Here is a 26,057-nt window from a genome sequence, read left to right as displayed (position 1 = left end):
GCAAGAGCTCGTGCCAGAGGATACCGAAATACCGCAACCTTTATTACCATGATCTACCTGATCGCTGCTCCAATTGATATTTTACTTAAATCCACATGAAACGTCGAAGAGCCTATTTTGTGTTATCTCTGATTATTTTCTTCGGCGGCCTCATCGTATTCTTATACAATTACCGCGAAGAAATCCATATCCCCCAGATCACCCTCGAGCCCTTCCGCCACTCCGGCGGGAATGTGGAATGTCTGGTGGTCACCACCATCCGGGACAAGAGCCTTAGGCTGTCCTTCTCCATCCCCGCAAAGGATAAGCGGCACCGGGAACGCCTCATCAGGGAACTGCCCAGGATAAAGCACGAACTTCTCATGTCTGCGGATGATCCCGAAATGGTATCTTATTTTGAAAAAAGGGACTTTGTTTCCATTAGAAAAAAGGTGATCGAGTTGGTCAACAAACACCTGGAAAAACCCGTGGACACGGTCTATTTTGATAGTTTCTTCTATAATTGATTCAGACTGCAAACGACTAAGGCCGCCCTTTCAGGGCGGCCTTAGTCGTTTCGGGCAAACCGGGTTGTTCAGGGCTCCAAAAACCCGGCAAGGGCATCTTCAAGAATCTTGTCCGCAACTTTTTTGGAATCAATCTCGTAGGTACCGGCTTCCATCATGGTCTTTATCCGATCTACCTTCTCCGCGCGCGCAACGGCGTCTTTTTCAAGGGCCTCGGCGGCCTTGCTGAAATCCACCGATGTCTTGGAAAGATCCACTTCGGTTCCGGACACCCTCTTTTCTTCGCCGCCAGTGGACTGGGGCTCCTGTTCTTCAGCCCTTCTCCTCGCTGATGCTTCACGGGCGCTATCGAATAGTATCCTGTTATTATAACCGTCATCTATTTTCATACCTGTTCTCCAACAATGGGTTTTCGCGATCGGATTCGTCTCTTTCCGCATGAACCCGACTATCCGGGGAATCCTTTTCCTCGTTCTCCTCCCGGTGATCCTTAGGAGTGAGTTGGGAGATCAGACGGCCGGACATCTCGCTGATCATCTGTTTTCTCCGGGCATCCATGGAAATACTGACCATGTCGTATGGCTGCTCGGAAGACTTCAACCCTTCCTGAATGATCGTGTTTCTCCTCTTGAGTTGATCACCGTAAACACGCAACACGTTTCGTATCTGGTATGTGGTGATCATGGGTTTTACCTCCAATCACTCTATCGGCAAGAGCACGGGGAATCTTAAAATATTTTTGATTTTTTTTCGGGTCCCCGGCCCCCCCGAACAAAAACGGCCCCAGTATCCATCCGGGGCCGAAGAGAGTTCCTCCTGATCTCACACCAGGATTTCACCAGGGATTCAGTTCGCCATACGATTCCTTTCAATTCCCTGTTTCTTGATCTTCTCCACCAGGGTGGTCCGGTTCATATTCAACAGTTTTGCTGCCCTGTTCTTCACCCAGTCGGCCTTTTCCAGGGCGCTTATGATCAACTGGCGTTCATACTCGTTGATGGCATGGCTGAGGGAGAACCCCTCATCCGGGATCGAGGTCTGGATCGCCAGGTTGGGGGCCTGCTTCCTGGAAATCTTTTCCGGCAGATCGTCTATGGTCAAGGTGTCCCCCTCACTCAGGATCACCATACGCTCTACGATATTTTCAAGTTCACGCACGTTTCCGGGCCAATCATACTGCGTAAGTGCGTTCATGACCTCCCTTGACACCCCCTTGATAGGCTTTTTCTTGGCCTTGGAGGTCTTCTCCAGAAAGTGATGAACCAGCAGGGGGATATCGCTTCTCCTGTCCCGCAAGGGGGGAATCTCGATGGGAATCACCTTGAGACGGTAATAAAGATCTTCCCTGAAGGTCCCGTCCTCAATGAGCTTCTCCAGGTTCTTATTGGTGGCCGCAAGAATGCGGACGTCACACTTGATGGTCTTGGTTCCTCCCAGCCGTTCAAACTCCTGCTCCTGAAGCACCCGAAGGAGTTTGACCTGAAGGTGAGGACTCATTTCAGCGACCTCGTCCAGAAATATCGTTCCCCCGTCTGCCAGTTCGAAACGCCCGATGCGGGTCCTTATGGCATTTGTGAAGGCGCCCTTCTCGTGACCGAAGAGTTCGCTTTCCAGGAGTTCCTCCGGAATAGCCCCACAGTTGACCGGGATCATAGGTTTGTCACGCCTGTAACTGTGATAGTGGATCGCCCGGGCCACCAATTCTTTTCCAGTTCCGGACTCCCCCAGAATAAGGACTGTGCTGTCCGTGTCCGCCACCTTTTCGATGATTCTGAAGACCTTTGCCATCTGAGGGCTGTCACCCACGAAATTTTCAAATCGGTACTTCTGCTTCAACTGCCTTTTCAGGGCCAGATTCTCCCGCCTCAAGTCCCTGAATTCCAAGGCCCGCTGGATGACCATCAGGACCTCTTCCATTTTGACCGGTTTGGCCAAATAGTCATAGGCCCCTATTTTCATGGCCTCCACCGCGTTCCGGATCGTGGCGTAACCCGTAAGGATAATGCCCACGGTATCGCTGTGGTGATCCACCAGGTGGCGCAATACGGCCATTCCGTCCACTTTAGGCATATTCAGGTCGATAAGGGCCACATCATAGAAATCCTGCTCCAGGACCCCTATGGCCACCTCGCCGTTTTCGGCAACATTGACTTCAAATTCATGACGCTGGAGGAATTCGGTGAACTGATCCCTGATTTTGGCCTCATCATCCACCACCAAGATCTTTATTCCGGCCATATTTTCATCCCCCTGGGCATTTGGAATCCCAACAGAAACCCAAGAAACGCCAATATTTTGGCTCAAACCTCCACGGATGTCAATATTTTAACATAACTTTTTTTGCAATCCATGCCTTTTCCTGTCTTTTTCTTTCCATTTTCTTTGCGGCGAAAAGGCAGTGGGACTCTGCTGTGTATTATTGCAGGGATATGGATGGGGCTATTTTGACGGGGAAATCAACCGCCCAGAAGGGGGTGGCGGTGGGAATACCCTGAATTAGGAAGGACGACCTGCCGCCCCACCCTGGTTTCCACCTCAATGACCAGGGGGCCCAGAAGGTTGGCCGTCATTTCTTCCGCCTTTCCCTGGGGGATGGTGACCAGGACGAAGACATTGACCTCACCGCCGTTTTCGGCCTTCAAGAGGTCTTCCTCCGCCGGGGTCAACCTGGAGAGGTAGTCCTCGAAGAACAGGAAAGGATTGGTGAGAACAAAGGCCAGTTCAGGGTTAGTGACTGATTGAAGCCAGTAGAAAGGAGAGTCCGGCTTATGGGGGAAGAGAATGTAGTCCTTCTGCTCCGGGAATCCGAGTATTCCCTGGGGGAAATGGATGATCTTTTCTTCTTCAATCTCTATGGATCCGAATCTTGTAGTGTCTATACGCCGCATCGATTTATCAGGACTCCTTCTCAAGATCGTCCCCTTCATCGAGGACCCCATGGATGTCCTCCAGGTCCCGGGGGGCCTGTGAGGCCTTGATATTTTCCTGCAGTATGCTTTCGTAGATCTCCGTGCGGTTCACGATGGTGTGCCTGGGGGCCTGGATACCCAGCCGAACCTGGTTTCCACGGATATCTAGGACCGTCACGGTCACATCGTTTCCGATGGTAATGCTTTCATCCACCTTCCTGGTAAGAACAAGCACTGGTACCCTCCATGGCGTCCAGCCCTCCTCCCGGCGGGGAGGAGATCAAATCGATGGAGCGTCCAATGTATACCGGGTGAGACTCGGCTCCCCCCGTTATGCGTCGGACCGCTCATCTCGGCATTATATGTAGTTCACCAGGCTCAGATTCATCACCCTGGCCGATGAGGCGAGGGCGGCCTGGTAAGCGGTTTCCTTGCTCTTGAGATCCATGATGGCCTTGGCAAGGTCGGCGTCTTCCAGTTTCGACTTTCTGTCGGAGTAAGTCACTTTCAGGTCCTGGATGATGTTTTCCTTGGCCTCCAATCGGATGGTCCTGGCGCCTGTATTGGAAATCATGGTGCGCACTGTCGCCAGGTGATTGTCGATCTTGCTTATGGCTCCCTGGATGGCCGACACATCGTTTCCGGTTAAGGCATCCTTCAGATCGAGGAGAGTCTTGAAAATGTTATCCTCACCGTCGGTGGGATCCGACCAATCGATCCCGTCATCCCCGAATATGGTTTCTCCGTCCCTCCCGACCTCCACCGTCGTGTTTTTGCCGATCTTGACCGAAAAGGCCGTATCATTGCCCTGGTAAGACACATTGGGCGGGCTGGCTCCCTCGTTGAAGACAAAGGGCTGGGTGTCGGTCCGGGTGCCCCCGAAAATGTATCTCCCGTTCACCTGGGTATTGGCCAAAGAAATGATCTGCCTGAGCCTGCCGTCAACAACTGTAGCCGCGTTCCGGCGCTGGGTGGCGTCCTGGGTGCCGTTGGCCATCTGGACGCACAGGGCCTTGGTCTGGGAAAGCAGGTCTTCGATCTGGGTCAGGGCGGATTCCCCCATGTTGAGCCATGACTTTCCCATGTTTATGTTCCTCTCCAGTTGCTCGACATGGGCCTGCGAAGACCGAAGGTCCAGGACCGCCACCAGGCCCACGGGATCATCAGACAGCCGGTTGATCCGTTTTCCCGAACTCACGACCTGATTGGCCCTGAGCATCTCCGTGGATGTCTTGCTCAGGTTGCTGACGATGTTGTCATACAGGGTCTTGTTGGCGATTCTCATCTCTTATATGCTCCCTATCGGGTGTCCAGCAGGGTCTTGAGCATTTCATCCGCCGTGCTGATCAACTTGGCCGCCGCAGCGTATCCATGCTGGTACTTGATCAGGTTGGTCATTTCCTCATCCAGGGATACGGCGGCGATGCCGTCCCTGGTGGCATTGAGCTGATCTACTATGACCTGGTTGTATTCCTTCTCCCTCGCGATACTCTGGGTCTTGATCCCTATGGACCCGACGAGGGTGTGAAGATAGTTCTCCAGGGTATCGGACACGTTCTGGGATGAAGCGGTCTGGCCCCTTTCATAGGTCCATCGCTTCAGGCTGACATTGTTGTACTGGAGGTTGGTCATTGCAAGGGCGTTGGAGTTGTCTCCTGCCTCGTACGCCCCTGTCGTTGAATTCACCCGGGCGGCCGCCACGAATTCCTTATTCGTTTTCAGCAGGGAATTTACATCCATGGTCTGGGCGCTGCTGCCCTTGAAAAAGGAATTGATCCCCACGGCCGCGAGAATGTAACTGCTGTCATCCGAGAAGGCGAAAGAATGGGTCGCGTCCGCCGTAAGCACCAGGGCATCGTTGGACACGGAGGCTGTCACACCGGAAAGACCCGCCGTCGAGATCTGGTTGTTGATGCTCGTTGCCAGATCGGTCAAGGTGGATGATCCGTTCAGGGTCGCAAGACTGATGGTCACATCCTGGAGGTTCTCCCCGTTTGCATCCCCGATCCATAGGGTGAAAGAGCCCGTATAATCGATCTTGCTTCCGAAGTTCAGGTCCGAAAGGGTCGTGGAAGACGTATAAGTGCCTGTAAGGCTGTCTCCGGGCTGAACGATCTCAAGGCCCACCCCCTGGGTGTGGATTTTGTTGACTTCCCAGATGGCGGCCTTGGCCAGCTCGTCCAGATCCGCCTCGTATTTTGGGAGGATCTCATCCCGCATATCGAGCCATCCCCCCATCTTTCCCCCTTCGATCGAGTCCGTGATGTTCACGTCCACGCCGCCGGATCCCTCCCACATAATATTCGTTCCGCTAAGCTCGAGCTGGTAGGTGCTGGACTTGTCCACCAGCGTGTATCCGCTGGTGGTCATGACCGTGAGGTTTCCGTCCTCGTTCTCGAAGGCCTTGATGTTGATATACTTGGATAACTCGATCACCAGGGCGTCGCGCTTGTCCCGGAGATCGTTGGCGGACCCGATGATCTCGAGATTTATGATCTGCTCGTTGACATCCGCGATCTGGCTGGTCAACTGGTTGATCTTTGTAATCCCTGAGTCCAGGGCAAGCCCGATCTCTCTCTCGAACTGCTGCATGTCCCCTGCAAGGTCTTTGAAGGATTGGGCGAGGAGTGACCCCATCTCCACAACGACATCCCTCTCCGCATACCCGGATGGGTTGTTGCTCAAGTCATGCCATGCGTTCCAGAAGTCGGCGAACTGGGCGCTGAGGCTTCGGCCCGAATTCTCGTTGAAGACCCCTTCCAGAGCATTCAAATAGACCTCCTTCTCGCTCATGGCGGTGAGATCCGAATTCCTTTCCCGCAGCCGGGATTCAATGAAACTGTCGGTATTCCTGATGACCTCGCTCAACTCCACTCCCCGGCCGAGAATAAATCCCGCATAGGGGGCGGGGGTTTTCGCCGATAGCACGGGGGTCTGTCTTGAATATCCCTCGGTGTTGGCATTGGCCACGTTGTGACTTATCACATCGAGGGCATACTGCTGGGACATCAAGGCGTCTTTGGCGGCGTTCAGGATTAGTCCGATCCCGCTCATGATCAAACCTCCATGTGATAAATGGCGGAGGTGGAATCTGAGGGACCTTTCACCGCCCGGCGGTAGGCTGGCTCTTCATTGCCGCCCGAGAGAAGAATGGAAATCAATTCATCGAAGAAGACCAGGGTATCGCGGATGAAGGTGACATTTTCCTTTGCCCTGGCCGCAATTTCTTCCTTGAGCCGGGCGATTTTCCGGGCAAGGAGAGGAAAGGGCGCCCGAGCCCGACCTCTCCCCCGGGATTCATCCCCTTCAAGGGACAGGATTCTGGTCCTGAGTTCCTCGATTGCCCTGATCAGTTCCTGCTTTTCTTCCAGCAGCTCCCAAAGTTTCGGAACGTTAAGATGGATCAGGTGGTCTCTCTCCTGTTCCAGGCATTGAAGGAGTCCCTGGAGCAAAGAGGCCTTTTTACGATACAGATCCTGAATATCCCCATCATGCTGCAATGATTCCATGATGATTCCCTCACATTTCAATTATCGGCAATGGGGGTTGAAAACCTAAACCCGGCCCACCCTGGCGGTCCCTTCTTTCAGGAAGGCTTCAGGGTTCAGGGGTTTTCCTTCCCGTCTGACCTCGAAGTGCAGATGTGGTCCCGTACTTCGGCCCGTGGACCCTACCCGTGCCACGGGGCACCCCCTGGAAATCCATTCCCCGACCTCCACCAGGTTTTCCTTGTTGTGGGCATACAGGGTCCTGAGCCCCTTTCCATGGTCCAGGATCACGACGTTCCCGTATCCCTCGCGGTATTCGCTGGCCACAACCTTTCCGCCGAGGGCGGCCCGCACCATAGTCCCTTCCCGGGCGGCGAGATCCACCCCGTAGTGAAACTTCCTCTCCCCGGTGAAGGGGTCCTTCCGCCACCCGAATCCAGAGGATTCCCGGGCCGTCTCAAGGGGCGTCAATGGGATCTCTCCGTAACGGTTTCGGAGGGGGAGAGGCATTGGTGAAGGAGGGGTTCCGGCTTCCAGGTCCACCCTGTCCTTTCTCTTGAGCTGTTGGTAGAGGAGGTAAGCAAGGCTGTTGGATTCCGATTGTGCGATATTCCTGGCAAGTTCCTGGTCCAGCAGGGACTCATAGATTTCCTCGCCCTGGCCCCCGTGAAAGAGTTCACATTTCTCAACGGTACGCCGCATGCTCTTCAGCAGTTGATAGGTCAGGATGGACTCGAACTCCCGGCAGGCTTTCATGAGGGCCCGGTCCCTTTCCGTCTTCACCTGCTCACCTTTCATCCCGGGGTGGGCGATTCCAAGGTCATTTACTGCTGGTCCTTTCATCTTCTCCTTCTTCTCTCTCAAGCTTTGGGGGGGAGACTTCCCGGGGACCCCCCCGAAAAACCTCCGCTCTTTACTTCTTACATGATCTCCAGTTCGGCCTGAAGCGCCCCGCTTGCCTTGATGGCTTGGAAAACGGCGATGAGATCCCTGGGAGACACCCCTATGGCGTTCAGGGCCTTGACCAGTTCCCCGAGCCTGGTACCGCCCGGCATCAAGATCAATCGATTCTGCTCTTCCGTAACGTTTACCTGGCTCTGGTCGGTTACCACCGTCTGACCGGCTGAGAAGGGCGTGGGCTGGCTCACCCGCTTGTCTTCCTTGATTTGGACGCTGAGATTCCCATGGGCGATGGCCACCGAGGAGATCCTGACATCCTCGCCCATGATCACGGTTCCGGTCCGCTCGTCTACAATGATCTTGGCCTTCATATCAGGCTCTACATTCAACTGCTCGAGAGAGGCCACCAGGCCGACGAGATTTCCCCGGTAGGAGTCAGGGACCCGTACCCTGATGGTGCCCGCGTCTGCGGGCGTGGCCCATTCCCCGTTCATTTGGCGGTTGATGGCCTCAGAAACCCGCAGGGCCGTTGTGAAATCGGGCTGGTGAAGAGCAATGGTAAGATTTTCAAATCTATTGAAATCAAAAGGTATTTCCCGTTCAATAGTGGCTCCGTCAGGGATCCTCGCCACCGTTGGATGGTTTTTCTGGACCCCGCCTCCAGCCTGGCCGGAACTCGAAAAACCACCGACAATCAGTGGGCCCTGGGCCAAAGCATAGATTCGGTTGTCCACCCCTTTGAGGGGGGTAAGCAGAAGAGTACCCCCCTGGAGGCTCTTCGCGTCACCGATAGAGGAAACCAGCACGTCCATCCTGCTCCCGACCCTGGAAAACGGCGGCAGATCCGCGGTCACCATGACCGCGGCCACGTTGGCCACCTTGACCTGGTCGGCGAGGACGTGGATACCAAGGCGCTCCATCATATTTACGAGGGATTGGATCGTAAATTTGGTTCCAGACCCGTCTCCGGTTCCGTTGAGACCGACCACGAGACCATACCCTACCAACTGGTTGGAGCGGACCCCTTTCAAAGACGCGATGTCCTTGATTCTTGCGGCGGAAGCAGGAGAAGTCCCCAACATCAACAGGAATGCGAAACCCAGGATCAATGCCGAGCTGAACCGAATCAATGATCTCATCTCTAACCGCTCCTCCCTTAGAAAGGCCATACGGAATCCACGATGCGCAGCAGCCACCCCGGCTTCTGTTTGTCGGTCACAGGGCCCCTTCCCGAGTAAGCGATCCGCGCATCGGCGATGTAACTTGAAAGCACGGTATTGTCCGGGGAAATATCCTCAGGCCGAATGATTCCCGTCAGGGTTATCACCTGGTTCTCGTTATTCACCTGGATTTCCCTGACCCCCTTGATGACCAGGTTCCCGTTGGGAAGCACCTGGATCACCCGGGCCGTGATGGACGCCGTCATGGTCTCGTCCCGGGTCGTTTCTCCCGATCCACTGAAATCGTTTTTCATCGAGGCCTTGAGCATGGTGTCGTTCTTGAATTGCCCGGGCACACCGATCTTGCTGAGCCTGGACTCGTAGCCCAGGAGGTTGCTGATCCCTGCATTGATACTGGATTCCCTTCCGGTCTTGGTGGTGGCCTTTTTCGAGGCCTTGGAGGTCTCCACTATGTTCACTGTGACAAGGTCCCCTACCTGCCGCGCCCTGAGGTCATTGAACAATCCCCGGTGCCGGTTCTCAGACCAGAGTCCGCCGTCCATATTAACAGGCCCCCTTTGTTCAAGGCCGCTCAGCACCCGGGGGTCGGGAGAGATGGGAGGCTGCGTCCCGACGGGATTCCCCGCTCCTGGAACCTGCATTCCGCCGCAGGCGGCAAGGCCCAGGAATCCAAGTATTGCGACGAGCCGTAACCCCTGTTTCATCATCTTGTCTTCCTCCTTTTCCGCCCGGGCGGCGTCCCCTCACCTTCGAGGACCTTCGTCTTCCACCCGAGGGACAACGCTTTTTTTCGCCCTAAAAATAGACCTGGACCAGTCCCGGCCCCTTCACAATAGCCACGATTTCCTTCCCGCTACTCAAGTTGACAACCTTCACCCGGTCTCCGGCCTTTCCATCCTCCAGCACCTTCCCGATGGTAGTCACCTGGAGGAAATCGTTCTCAGCCTTGATCATCACCCTTGCACCCTTTTTCACCAAAGGAGGATCCTCGATCATTTGCCCGGTGATGCACTGCCCGGCCGGGATATTCCTGCGCGCCTGCTTTCCCAGGATATCTCCGGGCCGAAGGAGGAGGGCCATTCCGCGTCGGCTGGAAAGGGCCTCCTCTGCCAAGACCAGGTCGGCCTCAGTAATCTTCTCCCCCTTTCGGATTCTCCTGGCCGCCTTGACCACCTTGCGAACCACCCGGATTCTCCCGGAAAGGGCCACATTCCTGACCCGCTTATCATCCACCCAAAAACCAACCGTCAAGTACACATTTCCCAGGTAGTCCGGATTCCCTCTCTCCCTCACCTCCCAACGGATCCGGCCGTAGGGCAGGTTCAGGTCTCCAGGGGTCTTGATCCTCTCGATGGTCATCTCCTCGGGTGCCCATGGAGCATGATCCCGAACAAAAGTCTTGAAAATCTCCTCCAGCTTCTGCGCACTGATCAGGCGTCCCTTGCGCTTGATCACGACGGGGCCGGGTATCTCCAACCGGATTCCTCCGTCCCTTCCGATGGCGGAATAGATCTTGTATTCCAGGAAACGCTTGCTGAGCATGCATTCGCCGTTGGGAGCAGGGGCGGAGGCGATCTCGATCCTGCCAAGCTGCCTCCATCGTGGATCGTCCGCCGGCTCAAAGGAGGCGATGTCCCCCAGGGTCACCTTTTCACCCCGTACCGCAACTTGTCCCTTGATTCGTATTTTCAGGGCCCAGGCCGGGGGAGAGATACCTAACCCCACAAACAGGAGCAGGAGCAAGAAAAGCCCAGCCCCTCGAATAGCCTTGAACGATCGGATAAACCCCATCATCTTCTCCTTCCTCTCACCCACTACCTCTTGATGTTATTGGCCATCTGCATCATTTCGTCGGCCGCCTTGATGGACTTGGAGGCGATCTCGTATGCCCTTTGTCCTGCGATCATGTTCACCATCTCCTCCACCACGTCCACGTTGGACATCTCCAGGTACCCCTGGGCCACGGTGCCCATTCCGTCAACCCCCGGATTCCCCTCGACGGGATCTCCGGATGAGGCGGTAGGACGCAGCTTGTTCCCCCCGACACTCAACAGGCCGGCGGGATTGGGGAAGGAGTAAAGGGTCAACTGCCCGGATGCCAGCACCGTCTTGCCGTCTCCCGCGAGGGCTTCCATCTTTCCGCCCGGGCCGATGGTGAAGGTCACCGTCTCCGCCGGGATAGCAAACTCAGGCTGGAGGCGATCCCCCTCCGAGGTCACGATGTAACCCTCACTGTCCATCTTGAAGGCCCCGGACCTCATGTACAGTTCCTCCCCATTGCTCAGAATCTTGAAAAATCCTTTTCCTTCAATGGCGATATCCAACTGGTTCTTGGTCTGAACGTAATCCCCCTGGGAGAAGATCTTTTGAACCGATACAGGTTTGGTCCCCATTCCGACCTGGATTCCCGTGGGCACCTCGCCGCCCGAGGCGGTCGCCGCACCCGGGGAGCGGAGGGTCTGGTAGAGGAGATCGACGAAATCCGCACGGCTCTTCTTGAACCCGGCCGTGTTCACATTGGCCAGGTTGTTGGCGATCACGTCCATGTGGAGGCGCTGCGCCGCCATTCCCGAGGCCGCTGTCCATAGGCATCGTATCACGTCATATCCTCCCTTCTTTTTCTTGGTGTTTCCTGAGTCCTGCGCGGATCCCTATCTGACCCGGCTTACTTCGTTGATAACCCGGTTGTTGATTCCATCCAGAACCTGAATGGCCTTCTGGTAACTCTCGAAGGCCCGCAGGCAATGGATCATGTTCACCATCTCTTTGGCTACGTTGACGTTGGAAAGTTCGAGGTATCCCTGTCTGACCTGGGTTTCAGGGGGTGGAGGCAACTCGACGGCCTTATCGGTCTTCCTGTACAGACCCAACCCTTCCTTTATCAGGGCGGAGGGACCCTCGAAGCGGGCGAGGGCTATACGGCCCTGTTCGGATCCGTTCAACTTGATGACTCCTTGCCCGTCCACGGAAAAATCCCCATCAGGGACCTCGATAGGTCCGCCTTCCCCCAGCACCTTGTATCCCTGTTGTGTGACCAGGAAGCGGTTTTCATCCAGCCTGAAATCACCCTTCCGTGTATAGCGAACGCCTTCAGGCGTCATGACCTTGAAAAAGCCCTCACCGAATACAGCGAAATCCAGGGGATTATTTGTAAAACGAAGATCCCCCTGACTCAGGTCGGTCTTGACCCGGACCAGGGCCTCCCTTATGGTCGCTTCCCCGGATACGATACTCCCTGTTCCCCCCCCGGCCTGTTCCAGGAGATCCTGAAAGGAGATCACATCTTTCTTGAAACCGATCACAGTGGAGTTTGCCAGGTTATTGGAGATGACATCCATCCTGAGCTCCTCCTTGACACAACCCCTCGCCGCCTCAAGCATTCCTTTCAGCATGTTTTCTTCTCTCCTTCATGGTTTCCCGGATAGGGTTCACTTTATCAATTAGCAATTCCCATACCACATTCCCCATAAAGTCCTTCAGGACAGGCAGGAAACCTAACCCATTGTTTTTTCATGAATTTCAGGCTTCTTCCAACCTAATGAAAACTCCTGGATCCCTGCCTTTCAAAAAGGGTCTGCATTCCTTTCCGGAGGAGAGGGAAAATATTACCTAGAAACAAACTACTATCGGCTGAAGTTGACAGCTTTAGAGGCCAAGGGTTCTGGGGTTCCCGCCATTCCCGCAAGCCTTTTTATGGATGTACACGATTTCGATCGATATCCCTGAAGATACCGAAAAAAGTCGGAACGGATCGGCTACCAATCGGAGGTTCCTTTGAAAGTCTCCCCTGAAAAGGGAGAAGGTCCGGAAGCGGGGTTCGTCTGGTTCATGGCTGAAACTTCGGCCATGTATTTTTCGGCCTCCGCCTTCACCACCCGCTCCATGATGTCCCGGTTCTCTCTCAGGATCCGGAGGGATCGGTCGTCCGTCCTGAGTGCCCTTACATACCCGTTCATAAAGGCGATCTTGATGATCTTGAATTGGAATGCACTCAGGCCCGCACACAGGGATGAAGGAATGAGCATGAAAAAAGAAAGACAAAGAATCGTAACAGCAATTCTTCTCGCCATGGCGGCATACCCCCTGATATCGGCTTTTTTAAGGCCTCTGACGGCTCTGCAAAAACGAGCCTCACGGCAAAGTGCGGAAAATTCCAGGAACCGGACTTCTCTAGCCACCCTCTTTCATCCTGCGGTTGAGACGATAGGCGAAGGCCAGGATCTCGGCCACGGCCTGGTAAAGTTCGGGAGGAATCTCATCCAGTAAATCCAATTCCATGAGGGCACCCACCAAATCCGGGTCTTCCCGGATGGGAATCCCCGCCTGCCCGGCCAGTTCAATGATACGTTCTGCAATGAGTCCCCCGCCCTTGGCCGTCACCTTGGGAGCATTGTCCTTAACGGCATCATACTTGAGGGCGACGGCCTTCTTTCGCTCCTTCCGGGACATCTGAAATCCCCCTTGGACGATTTTCCCTCCCCCTATAAGCAAAAAAGTCCCGAGGCTCTGTTCATACCGATAGGTCCACGCCCGGAGTCGACCCGCGAGTCTGCTCCGTTGAAACCCTGCCCGCATCTTCTTCCCCCCGGATCCCGCAAGACAGGGTTCCCGGCTGCAATCCCTTTTTCCTCAGGCCCTTTTCCAGCAATGAAAGGTTATCCTGGAGGATCTTAAGGCGTCGCTCGTCCGCTGCCAGGATCCGGGCGTCCAGGATGCCTCCCAGGATCGAGACCGAAACTTCCATGGGACCCAATTCACTGAACTCAAGGGAAAGATGAAACCGGATGATTCCATCCTCTCCTTTCGGTTCCTTAACGAGCAACTCGCCCCCATGGAAGTCCCGCTCCCCCATTATGGGAAGGAAGAGAAACCATCCACCCGCCTCCTTTATGGAGGCAAGATTCAAAAACTGATCCTGTTCTATGAACCGCAAGGCCTCTCTTATTTTGAGGGCAAGATCTTTTGTCTCTTTGCTCCATCCCTCGAGCACGTTCAGATCCTTTTCCAGGCGCAGAAGAATGCCCTTCAGGTCACCTTGAAGCAACTTGTTTCGATCAATCTTCCGGCCCTCCAGGAGTAGGCGGGCCACCTTTCCCTCCCAAAAAAGCCCGCTCCTGAAAAGGTACTCCGCAAACCACGAAACCCCGACGTTCCCGGATCCTTTGAAGATCACGGAAGCTAAGAGGCGGTTCAATTCCAGCAGACCTTCCCTAAGGGAAGGCGAGATGCCCTTCCAGTCCCGGGCCGCAACGATCTCCCTGAGGAGAGCAGGCAGTCTTTCCCGGCTAGCCCCGCCACTTATTCTTCCCGATAGGAGGTTTAAGGGCCTGTCAGGTCCAGGGGTCACCACCTTCAACTCGACCCTGGGTCCAGCGCACCTTACCTGGAACCTGTAACTCCTCCCTTCGGCCAGTGCGATGCGCGCGTGGGCACGGAAGCGGTTCCCACGGGCCGACACAAGAAATTCCCCTCCCCGTAATCCTTTTATCACCCTTCCCGTAAATATCTCTCCGGCCCTGAAAGGCGCTCCCCTGTGACCTTTCCCGGACTTGAACCCACTCAGCAGGTTATTTGCTTTCGTTATTTCCCGAAACATCACCGAGGATTCTCCACCTATTCCACTTCACCAGGCCCCAGCCCCTTCCTCCCCTGGATCCTATGGGCGTTCCGAAACGATCCTTCTCCCGACAGAGCGGAAGAAACCGGAGAGCATAAATGAGGAAGGTTGACTTATCAAATCTTCAGCCGAATGACCGGTGGGGTGTGCGGGAAAGGTGAAAGGAGATGGGAGAGAGCCTTAAGATTCAGTCCTTTCCGGGTCGAGCTTGAGCATCAACTCGATTTCCCCGACGGAGATACCCAGATGACGCGCAATTTCCTCCTTGGAAAGCCCCCTTTTCAGGAGCGAACGGATGGAATCTCTTTCCCTTCTCCCCATTTCGAGCGAACCCGAATTCCCCGAAATTCCACTCCCGGTCTTGGGAAGAAGTTCCGTGATCTGCTTGCAGCTCTCCTCCGCCCGCTTGAGTCCTTGATCGAGCCGTTCCAGTATCCGTTTGCTCAAGATCCTCTTCTCTTCGAGGTTTTCTTCGAGTGCTCTGGATATCTCCTTCATCTCCGACAGGATGGATTCGGAACGATTGATGAGGGCCTCCTGTTCCCGCCACGATATCCTTCGCTTGGACTGGAATTTCAAAAACCACAGCAGCAGCACCACCATGACCAGATCAAGGACAATCTGCAGGACGAACCAGACTTGGGTTTCCATAAACAAAGGTCTCTCAAATTACCAGATCGACTTTTCCACTCGTGCGTTTCTTCGGTTTGGCCGCACCGTATCCGACATCCTCTTCCACCTGTTCAACCTTACTCTCTTCCCCTTTATGGGGTGTATCCCTGTGGCGTTCCTTCTGGTCTTCCCCGTCCTTGCCCCGTTTCTCATATTCTTCTCTTCCGTTCTTCCTCCGGCGCCTCTCATCGGTCTTCCCCTTCTTCTGTACCGCCCAAATCCTCTCAGCGACGGGCAAGACGGCCTTCGGCCCACCGGTTCCCGTGAAACTCATAGGATGTCCTCCTTGTCAGCCGGGAAGTCTTGCCGCGGGGACCCTATATCCCCTTGACCTCTTTGATCTTGATCGCCAAGTCTCCTGTTCCCAGGGATTCCCTCAGGATCCTGCTCATCTCAGCTTCAAGAAGCGGGGTTTTGTCCTGTGGGTCCTGTTCTCGGGCTACAAGGCTTTTCATGTGTGTGTAAAGTCGGTTTCGGATCTGGAGTTCAAGTGCCCGGTAACGAAAAGATGCCAACCCGTCCCAGATGACCGAAAACTTTATCAGCACAGCCTGATTCTCCGAACCTGAAGGCAAGGGAAGCAGTAGAGGTCTCAATTTTTCTTCGTAGTAATCCTTGCCCGGGTCCTTCAGGTGCGGGGACACCGCCGCTCGGATCGTTTCGCCGGGGATTATCCTCTTTCCCTGGGTAACAGTGACACCCAAGCCCACACCGAGAAAAAGGAAAGTAGCGACCCCCACCGTTATCCAAGGCCTCCTCCTCAGTGATGAAGTCCACCTTTTCAATCTTCCGGGTCTCGACTTGTCCTCCGGTGTCTCTCCCCGGGTTTCGCCGCGTTCACTTATGTCCCCCGTTTCGTCATCTTCCCCGGGAATGGGCTTATCCTTTTTATCGTCTTCGCTCATGTCCTTATCGTCCCTTCGAATCGCTCTTCCTTACTCCTCGAAGTAGGATTTCAGGCTGACCCTGAGCCTCATGACCGCCTTGGTGTGAAGCTGGGAAACCCTCGATTCCGTGTACCCCATGATCTTGCCGATCTCTTTCATGGTCAGCTCTTCATAGTAATAAAGCGCTACGACCGTCTTCTCGTTCTTAGGTAATTTTTCTATGGCCTTTGCGATAACATCCCGGATCTCTGAAAGCTTAAGGGAATCGAGAGGTCCTTGCCCGGCCCTGAACTGATTCATGGGCCAGGCCGAATCCTCCGCATCATGGGGAAGATAGTGACCAAGCTCGTCTTTGCTGATGATGGCCACACCCCGGACTTCTTCCAGCATCTTGTAAAAGGCATCCAGATCTATACCGAGTTCCCGGGCCACCTCCTCGTCCTCGGCCGGCCTCATCTTTTCGCCCTCTACCTTGGCATAGGCCTCCTGGAGCCTCTTTGCGTTTCTTCTGACCGAGCGTGGGACCCAATCCATGGAGCGCAGTTCGTCCAGCATGGCCCCCCGAATCCTGAATTCAGCATAGGACTTGAACTCAACCCCCTTCTTGGCGTCGAATTTTTCTATGGCATCGAGTAGTCCCATTATTCCAGCGCTCAGCAGATCATCCTTACTGACCTGGGGGGGGAGTCTGAGTCCCATCCGGTTTGCGATGGTGTTGACCAGCGGCGCGTACTCGAGAATGAGTTTATCCCGTTCCGAAATATCCTTGCACACCTGCCCCGAACAGGTGATCTGGTGGTATTTTTTTAATTTACTTGCTGCATAAGGAGACATAAACTTATCCCTGCTGGGTTCTACCGTTTTCATGAACCAAGGAGTTTTTGCCAGAAAAACTTAATATCCCCCTCCAAATCAGTTCCGTCCTCGGATTCCATCAGCCTTTCAGCCAATTCCATGATACTCTTGCTGGCGGGGGTATTGGGATACTTTTGAAGCACCATTTGTTGTTGTCTGACGGCCACCGATACCTGCTTGTCAAACGGAATCCATCCCAAGTAGTCCAGGGAGGGGGATCCCAGGAACTGATCCACCACCAAGCTCAGGTGCCTGTAAATCCGTTCTGCTTCGCTGCGGTTCCTCGCAGCGTTTACGAGCACTTTGAACCGCTTCTGAGAGTACTGGTTGGTAAGGACCTTGATAAGGGCATATGCGTCCGTGAGGGACGTAGGCTCATTGGTGACGATCACCACCTTCTCCATGGCGGCAAAATTGAAGTACATGACGTTGGCCGATATACCTGCGCCGGTATCGATCAGAAAAACGTCGAAGTGCTCCTGGAGCGCGTCGAATTCGTTCAACAGAAACAGCCGCTGGCTCGGATCAAGGTCCGTAAGCTCCTGGATTCCGGACGCCGCGGGAAGCAATTTGAAGCCGCTGGGCACCGCGATCATGACCTCTTCCAGCCTTTTCTCGCCCTTGAGAACATGGTGGATGGTGTAACGCGGGTTGAGACCCAGCAACACGTCCATATTGGCCAGGCCCAGGTCAGCGTCCAACACGAGGACTCTCTTGCCCAGTTTCCTCAGTGCAAGGGCCAGGTTGGCGACAACGTTGGTCTTTCCCACCCCTCCTTTGCCGCTCGTGACCGATATAACCCTTACCGTATGCTTTGTTGAATTGTCTTTCTGCAAAACATCAGCGGACACGTCGGGGCTTCCGTACGGCTTACCGCCTTCTTTCAAAATACCCCTAAGTCCAGTTGCTTGATCCATGTCTGCTCACCTCATAACTGTAATTCCCGGTCGAATCCCGCATGCTGGCCAAAATAAGGGACGCCAGCTTTCTCTTCGTCGCAACCTCGATATCCTCCGGCACTTGCTGGCCCGCGGTGAAGTAGGACACGGGTTTTCCGCGGGTGATGAGAAAATTGATCATGGGGGAAGTATCCTGGGTCTCGTCCAGTTTCGTAAAGATGTAACTCTTGAATGGAAGGGCCGCGAAACTGCGGTCCGTGTGAAGAAGGTTCCCGTACTGCTCCGTCGCGCTCAACACCAGATAACCATGGATGTACTCGGGTATATCCAGGATATCCCTCAACTCCTCTATGGCCTGTCCGTGGTTGGGGCTTCTGCCGACCGTATCGATGAAAATCAGGTCGCAATCCCTGTGCTTGTGAACGGCCTCCTGCAATTCCGGTCTGCTCACGGCTACTTCCAGGGGGATCCCCATGATTCTGGCATAGCTCTGAAGCTGATCCACGGCGGCGATCCGGAAGGTGTCCAGGGTGATCAAAGCGGTCTTTTTCCCCTGCTTCACGGCGCCGAGGGCCGCGAGTTTTGCCAGAGTTGTTGTCTTTCCAACCCCCGTAGGCCCGATGAAAGAGAAGATCCGGGCCCCGCGCCCCTCTCTTCTTCCCGTTCCGGTCTGGATCTTGGAAAGCACGTTTGCAAGGGAATCCTTGAGAATATGGGAAGTAGACATGTCGGCGCCCAACCGCCGGTTCTCTCCGCCGTTCATAAGCTCCTGAATGACCTGCCAATTAAGGCCGAAACTCTTGTAATTCATGAACCGGTGACGCAACATGTTATTGAAGTAGATCTCAGGGGGCAAATGCCTCTCCGCCTGACCGCAGACAATAGCGGTCTTGATTTCCCTTATCTGGGCTTCCAGGGCCTTCCATCGCTCCAGGAATTCTTCCATTCTCAGGGTCTCGGACGGGGAATCGTTTAAATTACCGGATTCGTAATCGATGGCCGCGGTGACCTCGATCTTCTTTTTACCCCCTTTGACCCTGAGGGTCCGGGTCTTCAGGATCACCGCCTCGGGCCCCATCTCCCTCTTGACCATTTGAAGGGCTTCCTGGGCTGTTTCGGCAACGAATTTCTTGATGTTCATCGCTTAAGACTCACTTCCCCGATAGATTGAACCTCCAAGCCGCTGGGGATTTCATTGTGGGACAAAACAACGGCCGCGATCTGAAACCGCTCACAGAGTTTCTTCAGATGTCTTCTGATGGTGGTGGAACACAGGAGCACGGGTTGTTCCGCCACGGTCGCCGCCCTTGCCAGGGCCTCCTTGATATTCGCCGTGATGGCCTGGGCCTGATTCGGCTCCAGGGCGAGGTAGGAGCCGTACTCCGTCTGGTTGATCCCTCCCGCCACAACCTCCTCCAGGTCCATGGAGACTGAGAGGACCTTGAGTACGTTGTCGGCATCCACGTAAGGTTTGGTCAGGGTCCGTGCCAGTCGCTGGCGCACATACTCCGTCAGGAGATCGGTATCCTTGGTCATTGGTGCGTAATCAGCGAGGGTCTCGAGGATCGTCAGCAGATCCCGTATCGACACCTGTTCCCGAACGAGGTTCTGCAGAATCTTCTGGACACCTCCCAGGCTGAGCAGTGAGGGTACCAGTTCCTCCACCACCTTTGGATGGGTCTTGGAAAGGTTATCCAGGAGTCGCTGGACCTCCTGCCTTCCCAGGAACTCATATCCATACTGCCGCACGATCTCCGAGAGGTGGGTGGTGAGCACACTCGGAAGGTCCACGACGGTATAACCGGCCAGTTCGGCGTCCGACTTTTTCTCAGAAGGCAGCCACAGGGCCTTGAGGCCGAAGGCCGGATCCTTGGTGGGAATCCCTTCCACCTTGACCTTTACGTCTCCCGGATCGATGGCCAGGACGTGATCCATGACCAGCTCTCCGCGGGCCACCTGGTTCCCGCGGATGCAGATGGCATATTCATTGGGTTTCAATTCCAGGTTGTCCCGGATATGAAGGGAGGGCATGATCAGCCCCAGCTCGAGGGCGAACTGCCGCCTCAGGGACCGAATGCGGTCCAGGAGATTGCCCGGCTTCTTGTTGTCCACCAAGGGGATCAGTCCGTAACCGATCTCCAGTTCCAGGACATCCAGGGGCAGGAGACGTTCCACCTCTTCGGGGCCGAATTCCCCGCTCCCCTCCTCGGCCGGAGCCTCTGTTTCTTCCGGCGCTTCTTCCTCTTTGGCCGTAAGGGTCCTGGAGACGAAATAGAGCACTCCGGAGAGTATCATGAAGGGGACGGCCGGCATGCCGGGGGCCAAGGCGAAAAGAAAGATTACCGCCGAGGCGATCTTGAGGGCCCTGGGTTGGACCCCGAACTGGTGGGCCAGGTCGGACCCCATGTTGCCTTCAGAGGCCGCGCGGCTTACCAGAATACCTGCTCCCGTAGAGATGACCAGAGCCGGGATTTGGGACACCAGACCGTCACCGATGGTGAGAAGGGTATAATTCTGCACAGCGGTGGAAACATCGAGGCCTTTCTGGAGCACGCCGATAACCAGGCCCCCGATGATGTTCACGATGGTGATGAGGATTCCGGCAATGGCGTCTCCACGGACGAATTTGCTGGCGCCGTCCATCGCCCCGTAAAACTCCGCCTCTTTCGAGATCTCCGCTCTCCGGGCCCTGGCCTCATCCTCGTCTATAAGGCCTGCATTGAGATCCGCGTCGATGCTCATCTGTTTTCCCGGCATGGCGTCCAGGGTGAACCGGGCCGCCACCTCGGCGATACGTCCGGAACCCTTGGTAATGACCACGAAATTGATGACCACCAGGATGACAAAGACCACCAGGCCGACGGTCGGGTTCCCGCCCACGACAAAGGATCCGAAACTCTTGATGATCTTCCCGGCCGCCGAGGGCCCGGCATGGCCGTTGAGGAGTATGAGCCGGGTCGAGGCGATATTGAGGGAGAGCCGGAACAGGGTCGTTACCAGCAACAGGGTCGGAAACACGGAAAAATCCAGGGGACGGGCGGAATAGATGGTGAGCAGGAGGATCATGACGCTCAGGGTGATGTTGAACGCCAGCAGGATGTCCAACATGGACGTCGGTAATGGGATAATCATCACCATGAGGATCCCCACCACGCCCAGGGATATTCCTATATCGATATTGGCGCCTAAGGCCAATTGCCGCCATGGGATCTTGACTGCGTCCATCATTGTTCCGTTCAGGTCCCTGTCTTTCGTTTTTTCAGGCTATATACGTAGGCAAGGATCTCCGCCACAGCCTGGTAAAATTCCGATGGAATTTCCTCGCCCAACTCTAATTTATACAAGTTCTGTGCCAGGGGTTTGTTCTCCACGACCGGGACCCCGTTCTCCTCGGCCACTTCCCGGATCCGGTGAGCAATCCTGTTGGCCCCCTTGGCCACCACAGCCGGTGCGGTCATCTTCCCTTCTTCATACCTCAGGGCTACGGCCAGGTGGGTGGGGTTGGTGATGACCACGTCGGCCTTGGGAACCTCTTCCATCATCCTCCTTCTGGCCATCTCCCGCTGGGCCGCCCGTATCTTGGCCTTTATCTGGGGATCCCCTTCCGTCTGCTTAAACTCCTCCTTTACTTCCTGCTTGGTCATCTTAAGCTTTTGTTCGAATTCCCATCTCTGATAAAGATAGTCCAGGATGGCCAGGATCGCGATGACCCAACAGCATCGAACGGTGACCTTCAGGCTGGCGCTGCCCAGGGCGGTGAGGATCTGGATCTTGTCTTCGTAAAGGAGGGGGAGGAGATGTGAAAACTCCTCTTTCAGGGTTGAAAAAGCGGCCCATCCCACGATCAGGATCTTGAAGAGTGACTTGCCGAGTTCCACCAAGGAACGTTTGCTGAAGATTTGCGTCAATCCTTTGACAGGATCTATTTTTGACGCTTTCGGCGCCAAGGGCTCGACAGTCCACAGGAACCCTGTTTGGGCCAGGTTCACCGCCAGGGCCACCACACTCAGGGCCAGCATCAGCGGGAGCACCAGCCAGAGGAAATCCTTCAGGGACCGGGTGGCGAAATCCACCAGGCCCTGGTCAGTATATATCCCGCCTGCAATCCCCTGGAAAGTCCGCTCAATGATGTGCCCCATGTTGAGGGTAAGGGAGCGGGTCCCAAAATAGAGATAGAGAACCCCCGCCCCCAGGACCGCGATGGAGGCCAACTCCCGGCTTTTCGCCACCTCGCCCTTTTTGCGGGCCTCTTCCCGGCGCTTTGGGGTTGCCGGTTCGGTCTTATCCTGGAAATTCTGGTCGGCCACCGTCCTTTCCTCCTACATGAGCCGGAGAAGTTGAAAAAGGATTCTTCCCATGCTCGCGAATACAGCCTCCAGGAAAGGAGGAAGAATACCGATGGTCAACCCGAAAAAGATGAGTCCAAGGCCGATGTTTACGGGAAAGCCGATCATGAGGATATTCACCTGGGGGACGGTCTTGGCCACGATCCCAAGGCACAGGTTGGAGAGGAACAGGGCGATTATGATTGGAGCGGCGATCTTCAGGGCCACCAGGAACATCTTGGCGCTTGCACGAATCACGATCTCCCAAACCCTGGGATCTGCATGGAAACCGTTCGGTGGAATCATCTGAAAGGACTCGGCCAATGCCCTTATAAAGATGTGGTGGCCGTTGATGGAAAAAAAGATGAGAATGGCGAACAGATACAGGAATTGGGACAGGGTGGTGCTCTGGACCCCGGTCACCGGATCCATCACCCGGGCCATGGCAAAGCCCATCTGAAAGGCCATGAATTGACCGGCCAACTGGATCGCGGCGAAAACCAGTCGGGCCACGAAGGCCAGAATGAACCCCAGTAGGGCCTCGGAGATCAGCCCCAGGACCAACTCGGGCAGGGTCGAGGGCAGGGGGCCCGGGGGGGGCACAACCGGGATAAGTACCACGGCCAGGACGACAGAGAGCCCGGCCTTCCAGAGCATCGGTAACCCCTTCGCGCCGAAAAACGGAAGCATGGCCACAAGGATACTCACCCGCACGAGGATCCAGAAAAAACCTTGAATCTGCTCTATGCTTTCAAGGGGAAAGGGCATGGCTCGCTTCCATGGCTTACCGGATCACACTGGGAATGCTGATGATCAGTTGACTGGCAAAGTGGGACATCTTGCCGAGCATCCAGGGCGTCGCGGCAAGGAGGGTCAACAGTACGGCTACGATCTTGGGTACGAAGGTGAGGGTCATCTCCTGGACCTGGGTGGTCGCCTGTAAAATGGCGATGATCAACCCTACGATCAGCCCCACCCCCAGGAGCGGGGCTGAGAGCATCAGGGCCAGTTGAATAGCCTCTTTACCCAGGCTGACTACAAATTCAGGCGTCATCTTCTTGGAACCTCACGAAAAGCTCTTCACCATGGATCCCACCAGCAGGTACCATCCGTCGATGAGTACGAAAAGCATCAGTTTGAAGGGCAGGGAGACCATGAAGGGGGGCAGCATCATCATCCCCATGGACAGGAGGACGCTTGCGACCACCATGTCGATCACGAGAAAGGGGATGTAGATCAAAAACCCGATCTGGAAAGCGGTTTTAAGCTCACTGACCACAAAGGAGGAAATAAGCACCGTTGTGGGAATCTCTTCCAGATCTTTTGGTTTATTTCTGTGGGAGATATTCATGAACAGGGCCAGATCCTTTTTCCGGGTCTGTTTGAACATGAAGCTCCGGATGGGTTCGAGGGCCTTGTGCAGGGCCTCCTCCTGGGATATTTCCTCGGCCAGGTAAGGCTGAAGGGCCTCCCTGTTGATCTGGTTATACACCGGGGTCATGATGAAAAAGGTCAGCAGAAGGGCCAAACCCACGATAATCTGGTTGGGAGGCATCTGCTGGGTTCCCAGGGCGTGCCGTACCAGGGAAAAGACCACCGCCAGGCGGGTAAAGGAAGTCATCATGACCAGAATGGCCGGAGCCAAGGAGAGGACGGTCAGGAGGAACAGGATCTGGAGAAGCACTGAGACCTGCTCGGGTTTGTCCGCCTGGGCCACGCCGATGGACACGGTGGGCAGCATGGGCAGTTCTTGGGCCCCCAAGGGGGCGGCCAGGCCCAGAAGCACCACGATCACTCCGAGCGCCAAAAACCTTCCTTTCTTCTTGGTGCATCCCATGACCCTATTTTCCACCGGTTTCCGTTTCCTTTCCCCGCAACAAACCGGCATTACGGAGAACGGCCTGGAATCCCTCCCCTTTTTGTGGGGTGATTCCGCCTCCCGGCCCATTCATCAGGTCCTGTGAGGGTTCAATTTCCGAAATCAAGGTCACGTTTTCCGTTCCCAACCCCAGGACATACCAGTGGCCACAGACCTCGACCAGGGCCAAGGCCCTTTTGGGAGCCAGGCTCAGGATGCCCAGCAGCCGCAAGGACGGCATGTTCCTGGACGACCATAATCCGCCCGTGCGCAACCGCTTCAACCAATAAGAGAAAAGCAGAATCAGCCCCAGGACCAGGATCAGGGATCCTACCATCTTCAGGGCCGCGCCGCCGAAATCCGTGGCCAAGTTACCTCCTCTCTCCCACTCCCGGACCGGTGGAAGCGGGCTTTCTACCTCTCACGCCAGACCCCGGACCCTCTCGCCGGGGCTGATGATGTTCATCAGGCGGATGCCGAATTTCTCATTGACCACCACGACCTCTCCCTCTCCCATCAGCTTGTTGTTTACATAAATCTCAAGGGGCTGGTTCGTCATCTTGTTGAGTTCGACGACCGAGCCCTGATTCAATTTGAGCAAATCGCCCACGGTGATCTTTGTCTTCCCGAGTTGGACACTGATCTCCAAGGGGATATCCAGAAGGAAATCCATGCTCTGGGATCCGTTTCCCCCTTCCAATCCCGGTTCGATATCGGCAAAGGTGACCTCCCTGGCCTCCGCCTGAGCCGTCTCCTCCTTCATTGTTTCTTGAGTCTCCTCAACTTTCCGTTCTTTTTCTTCCTCGGACATGAGTGTCCCCCCATCGTCCTTTGTTTGTCTTCATGGTTTCCTTCTCATCCGGCTCTATCACCGGATCACTCTCTTTTCGCCTCCTCGGGCCATACCACCGATTCCCTGGGTTCCCAGAGAATCGGATGCTCCACCTTGAAGACCTTTCGGTTCTTCCATCTCCCCGCATACCCGTTGAATTTCGGGACTCCCTCTACGGTGGCCATGAGGGGTTTTCGAAACTCGTTGTCAAGGATGATGATGTCTCCTTCCCTCATGTTGATGAGATCCCTGACGGCCAGTTCCGTGCGTCCCAGGAAAACCGACAATTCCACTTCCGTTTCCTCCACCTGTTCCCTCAGCGTGTTTAACCATTCAGAGTCCACCTTGTAGTCCTCGTCACGGTATCCTCCTGAGAGCTTCTGGCGGATCGGCTGAAAGGTGGAAACCGGCACGCACATGGTGATGTTGCCAAGAGGCTTGTTGAGCTCCACCTCGAATTTGGCCAGGATGAGAAGTTCCTCCCCTGGTACCACATTGACGACCAGGGGATTGCTCTCCGAGCGGATGAATTCCGTCTTGATGGGATAAACGTCCTCCCAGGATTCCGTGAGGTTCACCAGGGCCATCTGGACCACCTTCTCGATCATCCGCTTCTCAATGGGTGTGAAATCCCTGCCCTCGATCTTGGTGGATCCGGTCCCTGATCCGCCGAAGAAGGCCTCGATCAGCGCAAAGACGAGCCTGCTTTCAATGACAAGAATCCCCGTTCCCCTCAAGGGCTCCATCTTGAAGAGGTGCATACTGGTGGGCACCGGAAGGGAACGCTGGAAATCGCTGTAACGGATGGTACCGATGGGGTTGTTGGTGACGTCGACCATTTTTCGAAGCGCACTCGAGAGGGTTCCCCTGAATTTCTGGCAGAATCGCCCGTGGACTACTTCCAGCAGGGGGAACCTGGTCTTGATCTGTTTCCCCTGTGCGGTCCAATCAAAGGTTTCGAATTCCTCATCGGGTTCTTCGGTATCCTGCTCGGTCTCTATATCGCCGGCATCCAACCCCTTCAGGAGTGCATCGACCTCGTCCTGGGAAAGCAGTTTGTTCAAAGTACTTCACCTCTCCTGCAATTCACCCGTTTTTTCGGTTTCTTTCAGGGTCCTCCGGGCCGGA

General features: G+C 55.2%; 32 protein-coding genes. 1 reads left to right on the top strand and 31 read right to left on the bottom strand.

The window, feature by feature from the left end:
• The first annotated feature begins 119 nt into the window (after positions 1-119).
• Complete coding sequence (locus JRF57_03785) at positions 120-506, top strand: hypothetical protein (protein MBW2302817.1); 387 nt, start codon at positions 120-122, stop codon at positions 504-506.
• Positions 507-574: 68 nt separating this feature from the next.
• On the opposite strand, the gene flgM is transcribed toward JRF57_03785, so the two are convergent.
• From flgM to fliM, 31 genes are all read right to left on the bottom strand, one after another.
• A complete protein-coding gene (flgM, locus tag JRF57_03780; protein MBW2302816.1) occupies positions 575-895 on the bottom strand; it encodes a flagellar biosynthesis anti-sigma factor FlgM in 321 nt (106 codons plus the stop codon).
• Positions 882-1,190 carry a hypothetical protein gene (locus JRF57_03775; GenBank protein MBW2302815.1) on the bottom strand — a complete coding sequence of 103 codons (309 nt, stop codon included), beginning with the start codon at positions 1,188-1,190 and terminating at the stop codon, positions 882-884. The genes flgM and JRF57_03775 overlap by 14 nt, the downstream gene beginning before the upstream one ends.
• Before the next feature lie 162 nt (positions 1,191-1,352).
• The gene (locus JRF57_03770) at positions 1,353-2,744 is read right to left on the bottom strand and encodes a sigma-54-dependent Fis family transcriptional regulator (protein ID MBW2302814.1); all 1,392 of its coding nucleotides are present in this window, start codon (positions 2,742-2,744) and stop codon (positions 1,353-1,355) included.
• A 218-nt stretch (positions 2,745-2,962) separates the two neighbouring features.
• Positions 2,963-3,394 (bottom strand): flagellar assembly protein FliW, encoded by a 432-nt coding sequence (locus JRF57_03765; protein ID MBW2302813.1) that lies wholly within the window; start codon positions 3,392-3,394, stop codon positions 2,963-2,965.
• Between the two features lie 7 nt (positions 3,395-3,401).
• Complete coding sequence (gene csrA, locus JRF57_03760) at positions 3,402-3,650, bottom strand: carbon storage regulator CsrA (GenBank protein MBW2302812.1); 249 nt, start codon at positions 3,648-3,650, stop codon at positions 3,402-3,404.
• Between the two features lie 123 nt (positions 3,651-3,773).
• Positions 3,774-4,700 carry a flagellar hook-associated protein FlgL gene (gene flgL / locus JRF57_03755; GenBank protein MBW2302811.1) on the bottom strand — a complete coding sequence of 309 codons (927 nt, stop codon included), beginning with the start codon at positions 4,698-4,700 and terminating at the stop codon, positions 3,774-3,776.
• Between the two features lie 14 nt (positions 4,701-4,714).
• Positions 4,715-6,469, bottom strand: coding sequence for a flagellar hook-associated protein FlgK (flgK, locus tag JRF57_03750; GenBank protein MBW2302810.1), 1,755 nt, complete (start codon positions 6,467-6,469; stop codon positions 4,715-4,717).
• Positions 6,470-6,471: 2 nt separating this feature from the next.
• Positions 6,472-6,924 carry a flagellar export chaperone FlgN gene (gene flgN / locus JRF57_03745; GenBank protein MBW2302809.1) on the bottom strand — a complete coding sequence of 151 codons (453 nt, stop codon included), beginning with the start codon at positions 6,922-6,924 and terminating at the stop codon, positions 6,472-6,474.
• 45 nt (positions 6,925-6,969) lie between these two features.
• Positions 6,970-7,746, bottom strand: coding sequence for a peptidoglycan DD-metalloendopeptidase family protein (locus JRF57_03740; protein MBW2302808.1), 777 nt, complete (start codon positions 7,744-7,746; stop codon positions 6,970-6,972).
• 77 nt (positions 7,747-7,823) lie between these two features.
• Positions 7,824-8,942, bottom strand: coding sequence for a flagellar basal body P-ring protein FlgI (locus JRF57_03735; GenBank protein ID MBW2302807.1), 1,119 nt, complete (start codon positions 8,940-8,942; stop codon positions 7,824-7,826).
• A 17-nt stretch (positions 8,943-8,959) separates the two neighbouring features.
• Positions 8,960-9,691: a flagellar basal body L-ring protein FlgH gene (locus JRF57_03730; protein ID MBW2302806.1), complete on the bottom strand. Its 732-nt coding sequence runs from the start codon at positions 9,689-9,691 to the stop codon at positions 8,960-8,962.
• An 88-nt stretch (positions 9,692-9,779) separates the two neighbouring features.
• Positions 9,780-10,799 (bottom strand): flagellar basal body P-ring formation protein FlgA, encoded by a 1,020-nt coding sequence (flgA, locus tag JRF57_03725; protein MBW2302805.1) that lies wholly within the window; start codon positions 10,797-10,799, stop codon positions 9,780-9,782.
• Positions 10,799-11,584: a flagellar basal-body rod protein FlgG gene (flgG, locus tag JRF57_03720; GenBank protein MBW2302804.1), complete on the bottom strand. Its 786-nt coding sequence runs from the start codon at positions 11,582-11,584 to the stop codon at positions 10,799-10,801. The genes flgA and flgG overlap by 1 nt, the downstream gene beginning before the upstream one ends.
• Before the next feature lie 51 nt (positions 11,585-11,635).
• Positions 11,636-12,376 (bottom strand): flagellar basal-body rod protein FlgF, encoded by a 741-nt coding sequence (gene flgF, locus JRF57_03715; GenBank protein MBW2302803.1) that lies wholly within the window; start codon positions 12,374-12,376, stop codon positions 11,636-11,638.
• A 363-nt stretch (positions 12,377-12,739) separates the two neighbouring features.
• Complete coding sequence (locus JRF57_03710) at positions 12,740-13,162, bottom strand: hypothetical protein (GenBank protein MBW2302802.1); 423 nt, start codon at positions 13,160-13,162, stop codon at positions 12,740-12,742.
• Complete coding sequence (locus tag JRF57_03705; protein MBW2302801.1) at positions 13,155-13,433, bottom strand: EscU/YscU/HrcU family type III secretion system export apparatus switch protein; 279 nt, start codon at positions 13,431-13,433, stop codon at positions 13,155-13,157. Before JRF57_03705 ends, JRF57_03710 begins: the two co-directional genes overlap by 8 nt.
• 61 nt (positions 13,434-13,494) lie before the next feature.
• Positions 13,495-14,580: a flagellar hook-length control protein FliK gene (locus JRF57_03700; protein MBW2302800.1), complete on the bottom strand. Its 1,086-nt coding sequence runs from the start codon at positions 14,578-14,580 to the stop codon at positions 13,495-13,497.
• 201 nt (positions 14,581-14,781) lie between these two features.
• Entirely contained in the window at positions 14,782-15,252 is a 471-nt protein-coding gene (locus JRF57_03695) for a hypothetical protein (protein MBW2302799.1), read from the bottom strand.
• A gap of 13 nt (positions 15,253-15,265) precedes the next feature.
• Positions 15,266-15,547 carry a hypothetical protein gene (locus JRF57_03690; protein MBW2302798.1) on the bottom strand — a complete coding sequence of 94 codons (282 nt, stop codon included), beginning with the start codon at positions 15,545-15,547 and terminating at the stop codon, positions 15,266-15,268.
• Positions 15,548-15,590: 43 nt separating this feature from the next.
• Positions 15,591-16,178, bottom strand: coding sequence for a hypothetical protein (locus tag JRF57_03685; GenBank protein MBW2302797.1), 588 nt, complete (start codon positions 16,176-16,178; stop codon positions 15,591-15,593).
• Positions 16,179-16,208: 30 nt separating this feature from the next.
• Positions 16,209-16,994: a FliA/WhiG family RNA polymerase sigma factor gene (locus JRF57_03680; GenBank protein MBW2302796.1), complete on the bottom strand. Its 786-nt coding sequence runs from the start codon at positions 16,992-16,994 to the stop codon at positions 16,209-16,211.
• A gap of 29 nt (positions 16,995-17,023) precedes the next feature.
• On the bottom strand, positions 17,024-17,932 hold the full coding sequence (locus JRF57_03675; GenBank protein ID MBW2302795.1) for a MinD/ParA family protein: 909 nt from the start codon (positions 17,930-17,932) through the stop codon (positions 17,024-17,026).
• Complete coding sequence (gene flhF / locus JRF57_03670) at positions 17,910-19,055, bottom strand: flagellar biosynthesis protein FlhF (GenBank protein ID MBW2302794.1); 1,146 nt, start codon at positions 19,053-19,055, stop codon at positions 17,910-17,912. The genes JRF57_03675 and flhF overlap by 23 nt, the downstream gene beginning before the upstream one ends.
• Positions 19,052-21,142, bottom strand: coding sequence for a flagellar biosynthesis protein FlhA (gene flhA, locus JRF57_03665; protein MBW2302793.1), 2,091 nt, complete (start codon positions 21,140-21,142; stop codon positions 19,052-19,054). The genes flhF and flhA overlap by 4 nt, the downstream gene beginning before the upstream one ends.
• Before the next feature lie 8 nt (positions 21,143-21,150).
• A complete protein-coding gene (gene flhB / locus JRF57_03660) occupies positions 21,151-22,221 on the bottom strand; it encodes a flagellar biosynthesis protein FlhB (protein ID MBW2302792.1) in 1,071 nt (356 codons plus the stop codon).
• A gap of 12 nt (positions 22,222-22,233) precedes the next feature.
• Entirely contained in the window at positions 22,234-23,007 is a 774-nt protein-coding gene (gene fliR / locus JRF57_03655; protein MBW2302791.1) for a flagellar type III secretion system protein FliR, read from the bottom strand.
• A 16-nt stretch (positions 23,008-23,023) separates the two neighbouring features.
• Positions 23,024-23,293, bottom strand: a complete 270-nt coding sequence (gene fliQ / locus JRF57_03650; protein ID MBW2302790.1) for a flagellar biosynthesis protein FliQ — start codon at positions 23,291-23,293, stop codon at positions 23,024-23,026.
• Between the two features lie 12 nt (positions 23,294-23,305).
• Positions 23,306-24,076, bottom strand: a complete 771-nt coding sequence (gene fliP / locus JRF57_03645) for a flagellar type III secretion system pore protein FliP (GenBank protein ID MBW2302789.1) — start codon at positions 24,074-24,076, stop codon at positions 23,306-23,308.
• A gap of 4 nt (positions 24,077-24,080) precedes the next feature.
• Entirely contained in the window at positions 24,081-24,467 is a 387-nt protein-coding gene (locus JRF57_03640) for a flagellar biosynthetic protein FliO (protein MBW2302788.1), read from the bottom strand.
• Positions 24,468-24,518: 51 nt separating this feature from the next.
• Positions 24,519-24,908: a flagellar motor switch protein FliN gene (gene fliN, locus JRF57_03635; protein MBW2302787.1), complete on the bottom strand. Its 390-nt coding sequence runs from the start codon at positions 24,906-24,908 to the stop codon at positions 24,519-24,521.
• Positions 24,909-24,973: 65 nt separating this feature from the next.
• Positions 24,974-25,993, bottom strand: coding sequence for a flagellar motor switch protein FliM (fliM, locus tag JRF57_03630; protein ID MBW2302786.1), 1,020 nt, complete (start codon positions 25,991-25,993; stop codon positions 24,974-24,976).
• Between the last annotated feature and the right edge of the window lie 64 nt (positions 25,994-26,057).

Source organism: Deltaproteobacteria bacterium, assembly GCA_019310525.1.
Lineage (GTDB): Bacteria > Desulfobacterota > DSM-4660 > Desulfatiglandales > HGW-15 > JAFDEE01.
This window is presented reverse-complemented; position numbering and strand designations above follow the sequence as displayed.

Coding starts and splice junctions, on each gene's coding strand:
- flgM (MBW2302816.1), bottom strand. CDS start 895: ATGAAAATAGATGACGGTTATAATAACAGGATACTATTCGATAGCGCC.
- JRF57_03775 (MBW2302815.1), bottom strand. CDS start 1,190: ATGATCACCACATACCAGATACGAAACGTGTTGCGTGTTTACGGTGAT.
- JRF57_03770 (MBW2302814.1), bottom strand. CDS start 2,744: ATGGCCGGAATAAAGATCTTGGTGGTGGATGATGAGGCCAAAATCAGG.
- JRF57_03765 (MBW2302813.1), bottom strand. CDS start 3,394: ATGCGGCGTATAGACACTACAAGATTCGGATCCATAGAGATTGAAGAA.
- flgL (MBW2302811.1), bottom strand. CDS start 4,700: ATGAGAATCGCCAACAAGACCCTGTATGACAACATCGTCAGCAACCTG.
- flgK (MBW2302810.1), bottom strand. CDS start 6,469: ATGAGCGGGATCGGACTAATCCTGAACGCCGCCAAAGACGCCTTGATG.
- flgN (MBW2302809.1), bottom strand. CDS start 6,924: ATGGAATCATTGCAGCATGATGGGGATATTCAGGATCTGTATCGTAAA.
- JRF57_03740 (MBW2302808.1), bottom strand. CDS start 7,746: ATGAAAGGACCAGCAGTAAATGACCTTGGAATCGCCCACCCCGGGATG.
- JRF57_03735 (MBW2302807.1), bottom strand. CDS start 8,942: ATGAGATCATTGATTCGGTTCAGCTCGGCATTGATCCTGGGTTTCGCA.
- JRF57_03730 (MBW2302806.1), bottom strand. CDS start 9,691: ATGATGAAACAGGGGTTACGGCTCGTCGCAATACTTGGATTCCTGGGC.
- flgF (MBW2302803.1), bottom strand. CDS start 12,376: ATGCTGAAAGGAATGCTTGAGGCGGCGAGGGGTTGTGTCAAGGAGGAG.
- JRF57_03705 (MBW2302801.1), bottom strand. CDS start 13,433: ATGTCCCGGAAGGAGCGAAAGAAGGCCGTCGCCCTCAAGTATGATGCC.
- JRF57_03700 (MBW2302800.1), bottom strand. CDS start 14,580: ATGTTTCGGGAAATAACGAAAGCAAATAACCTGCTGAGTGGGTTCAAG.
- JRF57_03695 (MBW2302799.1), bottom strand. CDS start 15,252: ATGGAAACCCAAGTCTGGTTCGTCCTGCAGATTGTCCTTGATCTGGTC.
- JRF57_03690 (MBW2302798.1), bottom strand. CDS start 15,547: ATGAGTTTCACGGGAACCGGTGGGCCGAAGGCCGTCTTGCCCGTCGCT.
- JRF57_03685 (MBW2302797.1), bottom strand. CDS start 16,178: ATGAGCGAAGACGATAAAAAGGATAAGCCCATTCCCGGGGAAGATGAC.
- JRF57_03680 (MBW2302796.1), bottom strand. CDS start 16,994: ATGTCTCCTTATGCAGCAAGTAAATTAAAAAAATACCACCAGATCACC.
- JRF57_03675 (MBW2302795.1), bottom strand. CDS start 17,932: ATGGATCAAGCAACTGGACTTAGGGGTATTTTGAAAGAAGGCGGTAAG.
- flhF (MBW2302794.1), bottom strand. CDS start 19,055: ATGAACATCAAGAAATTCGTTGCCGAAACAGCCCAGGAAGCCCTTCAA.
- flhA (MBW2302793.1), bottom strand. CDS start 21,142: ATGATGGACGCAGTCAAGATCCCATGGCGGCAATTGGCCTTAGGCGCC.
- fliR (MBW2302791.1), bottom strand. CDS start 23,007: ATGCCCTTTCCCCTTGAAAGCATAGAGCAGATTCAAGGTTTTTTCTGG.
- fliQ (MBW2302790.1), bottom strand. CDS start 23,293: ATGACGCCTGAATTTGTAGTCAGCCTGGGTAAAGAGGCTATTCAACTG.
- fliP (MBW2302789.1), bottom strand. CDS start 24,076: ATGGGATGCACCAAGAAGAAAGGAAGGTTTTTGGCGCTCGGAGTGATC.
- fliN (MBW2302787.1), bottom strand. CDS start 24,908: ATGTCCGAGGAAGAAAAAGAACGGAAAGTTGAGGAGACTCAAGAAACA.